Source organism: Blastococcus sp. SYSU DS1021, from assembly GCF_054050995.1.
Genome location: NZ_JBJHAL010000004.1, coordinates 126,431 through 139,949 on the forward strand (window position 1 = coordinate 126,431; position 13,519 = coordinate 139,949).

Consider the following 13,519-nt stretch of genomic DNA (forward strand, 5'->3'; position numbering starts at 1 on the left):
GCGGGGACGGCAGGCGGTCGCGGCACCGGAGGTGATCCGCCCCGCGAGGGTCGCAGCCGGCGACGGGCCCGGAGGCTCCTCACCGGCCGCGACGGGAGGGCTCAAGCGCAGCCGGGGCACGGCACCCGGCCGCGGTCGTCGTCCGGAGGACGACGACGTGTCAGGCGTAGACCTCGGGCTTGAGCGTGCCGATGTAGGGCAGGTCGCGGTACCGCTCGGCGTAGTCCAGGCCGTAGCCGACGACGAACTCGTTCGGGATGTCGAAGCCGACGTACTTCACCGGCACCTCCACCTTGACCGCGTCGGGCTTGCGGAGCAGCGTGCAGACCTCCAGCGACGCGGGGTTCCGGCCGCCGAGGTTCTTGAGCAGCCAGGAGAGCGTCAGCCCGGAGTCGATGATGTCCTCGAGCACCAGCACGTGCTTGCCGGTGATGTCCCGGTCGAGGTCCTTGAGGATGCGCACGACACCCGAGGAGCTGGTGGCGGACCCGTAGGAGGAAACCGCCATGAACTCCATCTGGGTGGGCAGCTGGAGCGCGCGGGCGAAGTCGCTCATGAACAGCACCGCGCCCTTGAGCACGCCGACGAGCAGGACCTCCCTGCCCGCGTAGTCGGCGGCGACCGCCGCGGCGAGCTCGGCGATCTTGTCGCGGATCTGCGCCTCGCTGAGCAGGACGTGGTCGATGTCCGGGCCGTAGCCGTGGTCGGGACCGAGTGCGCCGGGCGTGCTGGCAGGCTCCGTCACGGAGTGTGCTCCTCGTGGGGTGCGGTTCCGGGGGTGCTGCGCCGAGCCTCCGGCGGCAGCAGCACCAGACTGCCAGACGCCCGGACGACGCCCGCGCCGCCGGGTAGGTCGACCACGCCCTGCCCCCGCCAGCCGGTGACCAGGCTCTCGACCGCGCGCAGGTGGACCGCCTGCAGGTCGGGGACCCCGGCACCGCGCAGCCACCCGCGGAGCACGCGCCGGCGGAGCGCGGCCGGCAGCGCTTCCAGCGGCCGGGCGGGCAGGCCGCCGTCGCCGGACTCCGCGGCCAGCCGGGCGAGCTCGGCGGCCGCCAGGTCGTCGAGCGCGTCGAGGTCCTCCCGGAGCATCCCCGCGGTGCGCGCCAACGCCGGCGCCACACCGCCGCCGAGGACCTCCTCCAGCAGCGGCAGGACCTCGGTGCGCAGCCGCACCCGGGTGTAGGCGGGGTCGGTGTTCCACGGGTCGTCCCACACGGGCAGCCCCTGGTCCGCGCAAGCCCGCCGGGTGGTCTCGCGGCGGACGCCGAGCAGCGGCCGCCACCAGGAGACGCCGTCGGAGACCCGCAAGGGCACCATGCCCGCGACCGACCGGGGCCCGGAGCCGCGGCCCAGGCCGAGCAGGACCGTCTCCGCCTGGTCGTCCAGCGTGTGCCCGAGGGCGACCCGGGCGCCGCGCTCCCGCGCCGCGGCGGCCAGCGCGGCGTAGCGGGCGGTGCGGGCCGCCGCCTCGGGGCCACCGGGGCCGGCCACCCGCACGGGCAGCACCAGCACCGGGTCCAGGCCCAGCTGCCGCAGCAGCGCGGCCGTGTTCTCCGCACGCGCGGCCGAACCGGGCTGCAGGCCGTGGTCGACGGTGACCGCGCCGACGCGCACGCCGGCGGACCGCGCCTCGAAGGCGAGTGCGGCGGCCAGGGCCAGCGAGTCCGCTCCCCCGCTGCAGGCGGCGAGCACCGGGCCCGCGCCGGACCGCAGCCCGGCGCGGACCGCGAGCCGCACCGCGGCGACCGCGCGAGGTGGCCCGGCCACCGGCCTCAGGCGGGGAGCGCCGGGCGGCCGAGCACCCGCTCCACCCACCGCTCGGGCGCGGTGAGCTCGTCGACCAGCGGCAGGTTCGCCGGCCCCTCCCAGACCCGGTTGAAGCCCTCCATGCCGGCGAGCTCGACCACCCCGCCGACGAAGTGCCGGCCGTCGGCGTACTGCTTCATCTTCTGCTCCAGCCCCAGCAGCCGGCGCATCACGCGGTCGAGCGGTCCGCGACCCTTGCGGCGCTGCGCGAACCGCTTGCGCAGGGTGCGCACCGACGGGACCACGTCGGGCCCGACACCGTCCATGACGTACTCGGCGTGGCCCTCGACGAGGCTCATCACCGCGGTCACCCGGTCCAGCACGGCCCGCTGCCGCGGGTCGCGCACCAGCGCCAGCAGCCCCTCGGAGCCGCCGTCCCCGCCCCGCACCGCGTCGGCGAGGCCGCGCAGCAGGTCCTGCAGGCGCTCGCGCAGCACGTCGGGGGCGAGGTCGGTGGCGGCGACGAACTCCGCGATCTGCGACTCGAGGTAGCCGGTCAGCCAGGGGACGCCGGTGAACTGCAGCTGGTGGGTGACCTCGTGCAGGCAGACCCAGAGCCGGAAGTCCGACGGGTCGACGCCCAGCTTCCGCTCGGTCGCCACGATGTTCGGCGCCACCAGCAGCAGCCGGCCACCGGTGCCGAAGACCTCGTACTGGCCGAGCACCCGCGAGGACAGGAAGGCCAGCAGCCCACCGGCCTGCAGCCCGGTGGCGCGGGAGCCGATGGCCGTGGCGAGGGCGCCGGGACGGCTCTCCTGGCGCTCGGTCAGCTTCTGCACCAGCGGGTCGAGCAGGGCGGCCATGCCGCGGGCGTTGGCGTCCGCCCAGCCCGGTCGGTCGACGACGACGACCTCCGGGACCGCGCCCCCGGGGGCGGGCCGCAACCCGGTGAGGGCCTCGACGTGCTCGACGGCGGTGGCCGCGGCCCGGTGCAGCTCGGCGACGACGGCGGCGGCCTCCTCCCGGGTCGTGCTCGGGCCGCTGCTCACCAGCCGGCGGGCCGTGCGTCCGGCGAGATCCCAGTCGACCATCGAGGAGGCGCTGCTCATCGCCTCACCGTACGCGTGGAGCGCCCCCCGGCCCGGCGGGCCGCGGCGTCACCGGCAGCCGCAGGCGGCCAGCGTGGCGGCGACCTCGTCGAGCGCGGCCTCCGCGGCCACCTCGCTGCCCGTCGCCTCGTCCGCCACCACGGCGAAGGCCAGCAGCCGTCCGTCCGCGGTCACGATGGTGCCGGCGAGGGCGTTGACACCCAGCAGCGTGCCGGTCTTCGCGCGCACGGTCCCCGGCGCGGTCGCCGGGTCGTCGTCCCCGCGGTCGGCGAGGGTGCCGTCGTACCCGGCCACCGGGAGCCCGGCGAGCAGGCCCGCGGCGTTCCCGAGGCTGCCGTCGGCAGCCCCGCGCACCAGGGCGGTGAGCAGCTCGGCGGTCACCACGTCCTCCCGGGAGAGGCCGCTGGCGTCGGCGAGGGCGACGCCGGTGACGTCCAGGCCGGCCTCGTCCAGCGTGTCGACGATGGCCCGGGCCGCGCCCTCGAACGTCGCAGGCTCCCCCCGTGACAGCGCCACGTGCCGGGCCAGGGACTCGGCGAGCACGTTGTCGGACATGGACAGCGCCTGCTCGACCAGCCGGGCGACCGGTGCGGACTCCACGGTGCCGAGCGTCCGTGCCCCGGCGGGGGCCTGCCCGAGGACCACGGCGGCGCCGGGCGCGCCGAGCGCGTCGGCGAGGGCGGAGCCGGCGTCCAGGCCGGGCTGCCCGCTCCGGGCGGTCGCGCCGGGGCTGACCCGGGCGCCGTCGACGGCGGTGGCGGTGATCGGGGCGGCGTAGCTGGAAGGGGCGTCCCCCGCACCCCAGCCGCTGGCCGTGAGCGGGCCGCTGAACAGCGAGCTGTCGACCACGACGCGGGTCACGGCGGTACCGGCAGGGAGCTCGGCGACCACCTGGGTGGCGAGGTCGGCCATGGTCGGGGCGCCGGGATAGGTCAGCGACGGCTCGGTGCGCGACAGCGTCGGGTCCCCGCCGCCCACGAGCACCACCTCGCCGGGGGTGGCGCCGCTGACGACCCGGGTCTCGAACGTGTCGGCCGGGTCCAGGGTGGTGAGCACGGCGGCGGCGGTGAGCAGCTTGGCGGTGGAGGCCGGGGTCAGGGGGGCGGCGGCGTCCTGGTCGTAGAGCACCTGACCGGTGGCGACGTCGATGACCTGCGCCGTCGTCCCGGGCCCCAGCGGCGGGCCGGTGACCAGCGGGGTCAGCGTGGCCGCGAGGACGTCGGGGTCCGGGAGGGGCGCATCGGCCGACAGCCCGGCCAGGACGGGCTCGGCCTCGCCCAGGCTGGGCAGCTCCGCGTCGGGGACGGCGACAGCGCCGTCCCGGCCCGTGTCGCCGCCGAGCGCGACGCCGAGCCCGACACCCCCGGCGGCGAGCAGCAGCACGAGGACCACGACGCCGATCGTCATGCGCCGTCGGAAGCGGCCGTAGTTGGCCGTGACGATCGTCGAGCCGCTCGACGAGATGGTGCCCACCCCCCACAGGGGGGCCTGCGCCGACCGGATCGTCCCCCGTGGGCCACACTACGTCCGTGCAGTTCGACGTGACGGTAGAAATCCCGAAGGGCCAGCGGAACAAGTACGAGCTGGACCATGAGACCGGACGCATCCGCTTGGACCGGATGCTGTTCACCTCCACCCGCTACCCGGCGGACTACGGCTACATCGAGAACACCCTGGGGCAGGACGGCGATCCGCTGGACGCCCTGGTGATCCTCGAGGAGCCGACGTTCCCCGGGTGCCTGGTCACCTGCCGGGCCATCGGCATGTTCCGCATGACCGACGAGGCCGGAGGGGACGACAAGGTCCTCTGCGTCCCGGCGACGGACCCGCGGGTGGCGCACCTCAAGGAGATCGAGGACGTGTCGGAGTTCGACCGCCTCGAGATCCAGCACTTCTTCGAGACCTACAAGGACCTCGAGCCGGGCAAGTCGGTCGAGGGCGCCGAGTGGGTCGGCCGCGACGCGGCCGAGGCCGAGATCCTGGCCTCGATCGAGCGCGCCAAGAACAACTCCACGCACCACTGACCTCCCGCCCGGCCTTCCGGACCGGGCGTCGGGTGCACCGATGGCGGCACGCCCCCCTGGGGACGTGCCGCCATCAGCCGTACCCGGGTACAGGCCATGCGCCCGCGCGCACGACGGGCCCGGGAACGACAGCGGGCCCGTCCGTGTGGACGGGCCCGGCGTCTGGGAGAGCCGCCTGTCGGAATCGAACCGACGACCTTCTCATTACGAGTGAGATGCTCTACCGACTGAGCTAAGGCGGCGGACTGCCCGCACAGCCTACGACACGGCCGCGCCGGGCTCGCGCACGGGCCGAGGTGTCACGCGGGCAAGCGCAGGGCGACGGTCAGCGCTTCCAGGGCCACCTGGGGCTTCACGTTCTGCTCCAGCGCACGGCGGCAGGCCAGGATGGCGTCGATGCGGCGCAGCGCCCCCTCCGCGCCGATCCGCCGGGCCAGTTCCTCGGCGTCGGCGCGGCGGTCGGGGTGGTTGAGCTGCGGCGCGGGGTGGGTCGGGGAGGACACAGCGGCGTCGAGGACCAGTGCGTCGCGGTAGAGCCCGGCCAGGTCGACCAGCGCGCGGTCCAGGGAGTCGCGACCGAGCCGGGTGGCCCGCGACTTCTGCCGCTTCTCCAGCTCCTTGAGCTGGCCCGCACCCCGGCTGGCGGCGGCCACGCCCGGCCCGCGCGCACCGACCCCCAGGCTGGCCTTGACCGCCTCGGTCTCGGCCCCGTCCAGAGCGGCGGAGGCCTCGTCGGCCTCCTCCTTCGCCGCGCCGACCAGGTCGTCGGCGGCGTCCAGGCACGCGGCGAGGGAGACCAGCCGCAGGGGGACGTCGAGCACCGCCTTGCGGGCCAGCCGTGCCGTCTCATCCCGGGCCAGCCGCCGGGCCCGGCCCACGTGCCCGCCCGACGCCGCGGCCGACCAGGCGGCCAGCGCGGGGTCGACGCCGTCCCGGCGGACCAGCACCTCGGCGATCGCCTCCGCCGGCGGGGTGCGCAGCCCGACGACGCGGCAGCGCGAGCGGATGGTGACAGGCACGTCGTCCGGGTGGAGGCTGGGCGCGCACAGCAGGAACACGGTGCGCGGCGGCGGCTCCTCGAGCATCTTGAGCACGGTGTTGGACGCCTGCTCGGTCATCCGGTCGGCGTCCTCGACCACCACCACCTGCCAGCGGCCCTGCGAGGGGGCCCGGCCGGCGATGCGCACGAGCTCGCGCACCTCGGCGACGCCGATGGACAGGCCCTCGGGGACGATCATCTGCACGTCGGCGTGCGTCCCGGCCAGCACGGTGCGGCACGCGTGGCAGGTGCCGTCCCCGCCCGCGGGGCACTGCAGCGCGGCGGCGAAGGCGCGCGCGGCCACCGACCGCCCGGACCCCGGCGGGCCGGTGAACAGCCAGGCGTGGGTCATCGCGGTCGGGTCGGCGATCGCCGCCCGCAGTTCGGCCACCACGGCCGGCTGGCCGACCACCTGCGTCCAGACGCCCTCCTCGGGCGCCACCACCGGGGCGGTCACGGGTGCAGCTGCGGCGTGGCGCCGGTCTGCGCGTGCGGATGGTGCGCGTGGGCACCGCCCCGGCCGTCGTGCCGCAGCTCGGGAGCGACCTGGGTCTGCGCGGCCGGCGGTGCGGGGGTCTGCAGCGGCAGCCCGGAGAGCAGCTCGGCGACCCGCACCCGGATCGCGGCCGCGAGCTCGTCGGGTGAACGCCGCGCGTCGAGCACCAGGTAGCGGTCGGGCTCGGCCTCGGCGAGCTCCTGGAAGGTGCGCCGCACCCGCTGGTGGAACTCCAGCGACTCCGACTCCAGCCGGTCGGCGGCGGCCCGGCCGCGGGCTCGCGCGAGGCCCACCTCGGGCGGCAGGTCGAGCAGGACCGTCAGGTCGGGCTGCAGGCCCTGGCTGGCCCAGCGGGAGATCGTGCGGACGTCGTCGAGCGGGATCGTGCGCCCGGCGCCCTGGTAGGCCAGCGAGCTGTCGATGAACCGGTCGGTGATCACGACCTCGCCGGCGTCGAGCGCGGGGCGCAGCACCTCGTGCACGTGCTGGGCGCGGTCGGCGGCGTAGAGCAGCGCCTCGGCCCGCGGGGCGATGCCCACCTGGGCGCGGTCGAGCACGATCGAGCGGATCCCGGCCCCCGGCGGGGTGGCGCCGGGCTCGAAGGACGCACGGGCGGTCAGCCCCTCGTCGGCGAGCCACTCCTGCAGCCGGCGCACCTGGGTGGACTTGCCGGCCCCCTCGCCGCCCTCGAAGGCGATGAGCACCCCGCCCCCGGCCAGCCTGCGGCGCGCGGTGGTGTCGCGGCGCAGCGCGGTGACGACGTCGGCCCACAGCGGGATGGGGCGCCGGTCGTCCATCTGCCGGTAGGCGAGCAACCCGACGCCGATGGCCAGCAGCCCGGCCGCGAGCAGCATGATCCGCTCGCCGGAGAGCGGCAGCACGACGGCGCCGAGGTCGAGCTCCTCCCGGCCGATCAGCCCCACCCCGATCGGCACGAGGGCCAGGGAGATGATCAGCGCCGCGCGGACCAGGGACTGCACGATCGCGAAGGTGCGGCCCCGGATCGAGTCCTCCACCTCGGTGCCGATCAGGGTGATCCCGGCCAGGAAGGCCATGCCGGCGAAGAAGCCCATGACGACCACGAGCAGCAGCGAGATCCACAGCGCGAAGGACAGCGACAGCAGCACCACGACCACCCCGGCGCCGACGATCGCCAGCCCGAAGATGCGCTCGCGGGCGAGGTCGCGGGCCACGCTGGGGCCGATGCCGATGCCCAGGCCCAGGCCGACGAAGACGGCCCCGAACAGCAGGCCGTACGCCGCCTCGCCGCCCCCGAGCACGTTGACGTAGGCCTGCCCGGTGGCGATGATCGCGCCCGCCGCGACGAAGGCCCCGGTGATGCCCACGACCAGGCCCCGGATCAGGCGGGTGTGCCCGGCGAAGGAGAAGCCCTTGACCAGCGAGCCGAGGAAGCTCTCCTGCTGGCCGACCACCGCCCCCTCCGCCCGGCGGCCGCTGATCGACGGCAGGTTCCAGATGACGAAGGCCGCGACCAGGAAGGTGAGCGCGTTCAGGTAGAGGGCGAGGTCCACCTCGTCCACGCCCGGCAGGACGGCGCTGAGCTCGCCGCCCACGCTGGTGAGCAGGGCGAACACGATCGCCGCGGCCACCGGGGTGAGCCCGTAGGTGGTGACCAGGGAGAGCTGGTTGGCCGGCTCCAGCTGGTCCTTGCGCAGCATGTTGGGGACGGCGGCGTCCTTGGCCGGGATCCAGAACAGGCTGAAGGCCTCGATGACGAACTGGGCGATGAAGAGCCAGATGAGGTTGTCGACGATCGGGATCGAGGCGAACAGCCCGAACCGGAAGATGTCGGTGACCACCATCGTCTTCCGCCGGTCGAACCGGTCGGCGAAGGCCCCGGCCACCGGGCCGAGCACGATGGCCGGGAGCAGCCGGAAGAGCAGGACGCCGGCCAGCGCGAAGTTCTGCGCGGCGTAGTCGTCGAAGGTCATCGTCGCCGTGACGGTGATGGCGAGCAGGCCGAGCCAGTCACCGAAGCTGGACAGCAGCGTGGACAGCCAGAGCTTGCGGAAGTCGCGCACCCGCAGCACCGCGCGGATCTTGGCCACCGTGCCCACCGCACCGGAGCCGTCCGCGCCCGAGGCGGACGAGCCGGGGGGTGCGCCGTCCGGGCCGACGTCGGTCAGGGGCGGGCCCGCGGACGGCGGCACCGGCGTGCCGGCGGGCGGCAGCCCGTCGCCCGGGGCGGCCGGCTCCCCGACCGGAGCAGCCGGCACCGCCTTCTCGGGCGGTGCCGGTGAGTTCGGGTCGGCCGGAATGGCGAGCTCCCCAGGTCGGTGGGCGGCAGGGCGGAGCGGGCCCAGCGGGGTTACGGTACCGGCCGGGGACCACGTTCCGGCACCGCATTACCCGGCGGGTGGGCGGTTCTCGACGGCTCCGCGGACGGGCGGAGCCCTGTCAGGGTCGGGGATGATGAGGGCGACCGGGGATCCGACGCGCCAGGCCGGCAAGACTTCACCCGGCCGTTGGCACCCGGACACCTACCTGCGGTTCGCCGGGGAACGCGCCCGCCCGTTCGCCGACCTGCTCGCCCGGGTGGGGGCCCCCGACCCGCGGGTCGTCGTCGACCTGGGCTGCGGAGAGGGCTCCCTGACCGCTTCGCTGGCGCAGCGCTGGCCGGGTGCCCGCGTCATCGGCGTCGACTCCTCCCCCGAGATGCTGGCCGCGGCCACCGCCACCGCTCCCGGGCACGTGGAGTTCCGGCTCGGCGACGTGCGGGACTGGACCCCGGCCGGCGCGGTGGACGTCGTCGTCAGCAACGCCGTCCTGCACTGGGTGCCCGGGCACCCGGACCTCATGGCGCGCTGGGCCGCGGCCCTGCCGGCCGGCGGGTGGCTCGCCGTCCAGGTGCCGGGCAACTTCCGGGCACCCACCCACGCGCTGCTGGCCGACCTGTGCCGCCGCCCGGAGTGGGCCGACCGGCTGGCCGGCGTCGCGCCGCGGGCCGACGCCGTGCTCGAGCCCGCCGGCTACGCCGAGGTACTCACCGGGGCGGGGTTGGTGCCCGACGTCTGGGAGACGACGTACCTGCATGAGCTGAGCGGGCCCGACCCGGTGCTGGCCTGGGTGCGCTCGACGGTGCTGCGCCCGGTCCTCGCCCGGCTGGACGACGACGCCGCGACCGCGTTCTCCGCCGCCTACGCCGAGGCCCTGCGGACGGCCTACCCGCCCCGACCCGACGGCACGACGCTGCTGCCCTTCCGGCGGGTCTTCGCCGTCGGCACCCGCCTGTCCTGACCGTCGGCCGGCGGCGGTCAGCGCGGGGTGAGCCGGTAGGCGTGCGTCCGGTAGGGCAGCTCGAGCTCCGGCCGCCCCCGGGTGCCGGGGTGGTCGGCCAGCAGCCGGCGGATCGCGGAGAGGAACTCCTCGCGCCGGGCGCCGTCCATGACCGCCACGTAGCTGCGGGTGGCGATGCCGCCGACGACGTCCTCGGGGCCCGCACGCTGCACGATCCCCGACTCGACGACCTCGACGTCGGCCCCGAGCTCCTCGGCGAAGCGGTCGACGACGCGCTGGTCGGCCTCGTGCCCGCGCGCCTCGTCGGCGATCAGCTCCTCCAGTGCGGCGATCCAGGGCACCCGGTCGTCGCGGGTGTTCCAGACCAGGCCGAGGACTCCACCGGGACGGAGCACCCGGCGGATCTCGCGGGCGGCCGGGACCGGGTCGAACCAGTGCGCGGCCTGCCCGGCCACGACGGCGTCGACCGAGGCGTTCCCAGCCGGGAGCCGCTCCGCGGTCCCCACGGCGGTGGCGACCGCCGGGAACCGGGCGCCGAGCTCGGCCAGCATCTCCGGGGACGGGTCGACCGCGCGGACGCGGTGCCCCAGGCCCAGCACGACCTGGGTGAGCAGTCCCGTGCCGGCACCGACGTCGAGCACGTCGAGCGACCGGTCCCGGCCGAGGAGGAACTCGACCGCGTCGACCGGGTACGTCGGCCGCAGCGCGGCGTACCCGGCCGCGACCGCCCCGAACGAGCGCGCCCGTGCCCCCAGCGCGTCCTCGTCCGGCGGCCCCGCCCCGAGGCCTCCCCCGAGCATGCGAGGGGTGCGGGGGACGGGGTCCTTCATCAGCCCGCGGTGACCGGGTCCGACGCCGTCGTGGCGGCCTTCTTCGCGGTCGTCTTCTTCGCGGTGGCCTTCTTCGCGGTCGTCTTCTTCGCCGCCGTCTTCTTCGCCGTCGTCTTCTTGGCGGCCTTCTTCTTCGACGGTCCAGCGGCTCGGCGGTCGGCCAGGAGCTCGGCGGCGCGCTCGATCGTGATCGACTCGACGTCGTCGCCCTTGCGCAGGCTGGCGTTGGTCTCGCCGTCGGTGACGTAGGGCCCGAAGCGACCCTCGCGCACGGTCACCACGCCCTGGGTGACCGGGTCGGGGCCGAGCTCCTTGAGCGGGGCCTTGGCCGCCGCCCGGCCGCGCTGCTTGGGCTGGGCGAAGATCGCCAGAGCCTCGTCCAGCGTGGTGGTGAACAACTTCTCCTCGCTGTCGAGCGAGCGGGAGTCGGTGCCCTTCTTCAGGTACGGACCGTACCGGCCGTTGAGCGCCTGGATCTCCTCGCCGTCGGGCGCGGTGCCGACGGTGCGCGGCAGCGTCAGGAGCTTCAGCGCGTCGTCGATGGTCACCGTCTCCGGGGACATCGACGAGAACAGGCTCGCCGTGCGCGGCGACTCCTTGCTCCCCTCGGGGACGACGGTGGTGACGTAGGGGCCGTAGCGGCCTGCCTTCACCACGACCGGGTGCCCGGACTCCGGGTCGGTGCCCAGCTCCCGGTCGCCCGAGGGCGCCTCCAGCAGCTCGCGGACCTTCTCCTCGGTCAGCTCGTCGGGCGCGAGGTCCTCGGGGATGCTGACGCGCGCGCCGTCCTCGCCGTCGGCCTGCAGGTAGGGGCCGTAGCGGCCGACGCGGACGACGACCGGGCGGCCCTCGCGGTCGGTGGCGCGCAGCGGGATCGAGTTGATGCCGCGGGCGTCGATCTCCTCCAGCCGCTGGCCGATGACCTGCTTGAGCCCGCCGGACTGCGCGATCGCGCCGGCGTGCCGGCCCTCGCCACCGAAGTAGAACTCGGTCAGCCAGTCCACCCGGCCCAGGTTCCCGCCGGCGATCTCGTCGAGCTCCTCCTCCAGCGAGGCGGTGAACTGGTAGTCGACCAGCTGGGCGAAGTACTGCTCGAGCAGGTTGACCACGGCGAACGCCACGAACGACGGGACCAGGGCGTTGCCCTTCTTCCAGACGTACCCGCGGTCCTGGATGGTCTGCATGATCGACGCGAAGGTCGACGGCCGGCCGATCCCCAGCTCCTCCAGCCGGGCCACAAGGCTCGGCTCGGTGTAGCGGGACGGCGGCTGGGTGGTGTGGCCCTTGGCGTCGAGCGACCGGGTGTCGAGGGTCTGGCCGCGCTCCAGGCGCGGCAGCCGGCGCTCGGCGTCGTCGCTGCCGTGGTCGTCGTCGCCGTCCTTCTGCGCGCCCTCGTCCCGGGACTCCACGTAGGCCCGCAGGAAGCCGGGGAAGGTGATCGTGCGGCCGCTGGCGGTGAACTCGACCGCCTCGTCGGTGCTGCTGCGACCGGCCAGCCGGACGCTGACGGTCTGGCCGACGGCGTCGGCCATCTGCGAGGCGACGGTGCGCTGCCAGATCAGCTCGTAGAGCCGGAACTCGTCGCGCGCCAGCTCCGACGCCAGCTGGCCGGGGGTCCGGAAGCTGTCCCCGGCGGGCCGGATGGCCTCGTGCGCCTCCTGCGCCCCCTTGGACTTCTTGCTGTAGACCCGCGCCTCCGGCGGCACGTACGCGTCGCCGTACAGCTCCCGCGCCTGGGTGCGAGCGGCGTTGACCGCCTCGGCCGACAGGTTCGTCGAGTCGGTCCGCATGTAGGTGATGTGGCCGTTCTCGTACAGCCGCTGCGCCACCCGCATGACCTGCGCCGACGACCAGCCGAGCTTGCGACCGGCCTCCATCTGCAGCGTGGAGGTGGTGAACGGGGCGTACGGACGACGGCGGTAGGGCTTCTCGTCGACCCGGCTGACGCTCACCTGGCGGCCCTCGAGCCGGGCGGCCAGGCCACGGGCGCCGGCCTCGTCGAGGTGCACGACGTCACCGGTGACGCGGCCGGTGGCCGCGTCGAAGTCCTTGCCGGTGGCGACGCGACTGTCGTCGACGCTGACCAGCTTGGCCCGCACGGTGGTGGGCTCGCCCGCGTCGGCGCCGGCGGCGCGGCCGGGGACGGCGAAGGTGCCCTCCAGCGACCAGTAGTCGGCGGCGTGGAAGGCCATCCGCTCACGCTCGCGCTCCACGACGATGCGGGTGGCCACCGACTGGACGCGGCCGGCCGAGAGCTTCGGCAGCACCTTCTTCCAGAGGACCGGGGAGACCTCGTAGCCGTAGAGCCGGTCGAGGATGCGCCGGGTCTCCTGCGCGTCGACCAGGTGGGTGTCGAGCTCCCGCGGGTTGGCCACGGCACGGGCGATCGCCTCGGGGGTGATCTCGTGGAAGACCATCCGGCGCACCGGCACCCGCGGCTTGAGGGTGTCGATCAGGTGCCAGGCGATGGCCTCGCCCTCGCGGTCCTCGTCTGTCGCGAGGTAGATCTCGCTGGCGTCCTTCACCAGCTGCTTGAGCCGGGTGACCTGCTGCTTGCGGTCGGGGCTGACCACGTAGAGCGGCTCGAAGGAGTTGTCGACGTCGACACCGAGCCGCGCCCACGCCGCGCCCTTGTGCTCGGCCGGGACGTCGGCGGCGTTGCGCGGCAGGTCGCGGATGTGCCCGACGCTGGCCTCGACGACGTAGCCGCTGCCCAGGTAGCCGGCGATCTTGTTCGCCTTCGTCGGCGACTCGACGATGACCAGCGGCCGGCCGCCGGACGCGGCCGAGCCCCGGCGGGCCGGCGTCTTCTTCGCGCCGTCCGTCGTGGGGTCGCTCTCGGTCTGCGTGGTCTTGGTGGGCACGGGACTCCTGTCGGTGCTGCGGGGGCGGTGCGGGTGCGGCGGGACCGGCCGGTCGGCCGGTCTCCTGCGTCGCCCCGGCGGGTGCCGGGGCGGCGGGCGCCACCGCGGAACGCCCCTCGGCGGGCCACGGTAAGCCACCCCGGCGCCGTG

General features: G+C 75.1%; 10 protein-coding genes and 1 tRNA gene. 2 read left to right on the forward strand and 9 right to left on the reverse strand.

All coding sequences use genetic code 11. From position 1 onward, the window contains the following. Nucleotides 1–160 precede the first annotated feature (160 nt). The 4 genes from hpt to dacB are packed head-to-tail and all read right to left on the reverse strand — an operon-like array spanning nt 161 to nt 4,331. On the reverse strand, nt 161–745 hold the full coding sequence (hpt, locus tag ACI8AP_RS04555) for a hypoxanthine phosphoribosyltransferase (protein WP_456588147.1): 585 nt from the start codon (nt 743–745) through the stop codon (nt 161–163). Then, nucleotides 742–1,770, reverse strand: coding sequence for a tRNA lysidine(34) synthetase TilS (tilS, locus tag ACI8AP_RS04560; RefSeq protein ID WP_456588148.1), 1,029 nt, complete (start codon nt 1,768–1,770; stop codon nt 742–744). Before tilS ends, hpt begins: the two co-directional genes overlap by 4 nt. 5 nt (nt 1,771–1,775) lie before the next feature. Continuing rightward, a complete protein-coding gene (locus tag ACI8AP_RS04565) occupies nt 1,776–2,858 on the reverse strand; it encodes a zinc-dependent metalloprotease (RefSeq protein ID WP_456588149.1) in 1,083 nt (360 codons plus the stop codon). A gap of 48 nt (nt 2,859–2,906) precedes the next feature. Continuing rightward, nucleotides 2,907–4,331: a D-alanyl-D-alanine carboxypeptidase/D-alanyl-D-alanine endopeptidase gene (gene dacB / locus ACI8AP_RS04570; protein ID WP_456588150.1), complete on the reverse strand. Its 1,425-nt coding sequence runs from the start codon at nt 4,329–4,331 to the stop codon at nt 2,907–2,909. Nucleotides 4,332–4,387: 56 nt separating this feature from the next. On the opposite strand from dacB, the gene ACI8AP_RS04575 reads away from it, so the two are divergent. Further along, nucleotides 4,388–4,882: an inorganic diphosphatase gene (locus ACI8AP_RS04575; protein WP_456588151.1), complete on the forward strand. Its 495-nt coding sequence runs from the start codon at nt 4,388–4,390 to the stop codon at nt 4,880–4,882. 169 nt (nt 4,883–5,051) lie between these two features. Here the strand turns inward: ACI8AP_RS04575 and ACI8AP_RS04580 are convergent. From ACI8AP_RS04580 to tmk, 3 genes are all read right to left on the reverse strand, one after another. Further along, nucleotides 5,052–5,124: transfer RNA gene (locus ACI8AP_RS04580), tRNA-Thr, on the reverse strand. A 57-nt stretch (nt 5,125–5,181) separates the two neighbouring features. Beyond that, nucleotides 5,182–6,378 (reverse strand): DNA polymerase III subunit delta', encoded by a 1,197-nt coding sequence (locus tag ACI8AP_RS04585; protein WP_456588152.1) that lies wholly within the window; start codon nt 6,376–6,378, stop codon nt 5,182–5,184. After that, nucleotides 6,375–8,654, reverse strand: coding sequence for a dTMP kinase (tmk, locus tag ACI8AP_RS04590; RefSeq protein ID WP_456588153.1), 2,280 nt, complete (start codon nt 8,652–8,654; stop codon nt 6,375–6,377). Before tmk ends, ACI8AP_RS04585 begins: the two co-directional genes overlap by 4 nt. A gap of 196 nt (nt 8,655–8,850) precedes the next feature. Between tmk and ACI8AP_RS04595 the strand changes: the two genes are divergently transcribed. Further along, on the forward strand, nt 8,851–9,675 hold the full coding sequence (locus tag ACI8AP_RS04595; protein WP_456588154.1) for a trans-aconitate 2-methyltransferase: 825 nt from the start codon (nt 8,851–8,853) through the stop codon (nt 9,673–9,675). 17 nt (nt 9,676–9,692) lie between these two features. Here the strand turns inward: ACI8AP_RS04595 and ACI8AP_RS04600 are convergent, their stop codons facing one another. Together ACI8AP_RS04600 and topA are read right to left on the reverse strand one after the other, a co-directional pair. Continuing rightward, nucleotides 9,693–10,505 carry a class I SAM-dependent methyltransferase gene (locus ACI8AP_RS04600; RefSeq protein WP_456588155.1) on the reverse strand — a complete coding sequence of 271 codons (813 nt, stop codon included), beginning with the start codon at nt 10,503–10,505 and terminating at the stop codon, nt 9,693–9,695. Continuing rightward, nucleotides 10,505–13,369 (reverse strand): type I DNA topoisomerase, encoded by a 2,865-nt coding sequence (topA, locus tag ACI8AP_RS04605; RefSeq protein WP_456588156.1) that lies wholly within the window; start codon nt 13,367–13,369, stop codon nt 10,505–10,507. The genes ACI8AP_RS04600 and topA overlap by 1 nt, the downstream gene beginning before the upstream one ends. Between the last annotated feature and the right edge of the window lie 150 nt (nt 13,370–13,519).

What these genes read in the sequence shown, in the direction of transcription:
- ACI8AP_RS04565 (WP_456588149.1), bottom strand. Translation starts at nt 2,858, where the DNA reads ATGAGCAGCGCCTCCTCGATGGTCGACTGGGATCTCGCCGGACGCACG.
- ACI8AP_RS04595 (WP_456588154.1), top strand. Translation starts at nt 8,851, where the DNA reads ATGAGGGCGACCGGGGATCCGACGCGCCAGGCCGGCAAGACTTCACCC.
- ACI8AP_RS04600 (WP_456588155.1), bottom strand. Translation starts at nt 10,505, where the DNA reads ATGAAGGACCCCGTCCCCCGCACCCCTCGCATGCTCGGGGGAGGCCTC.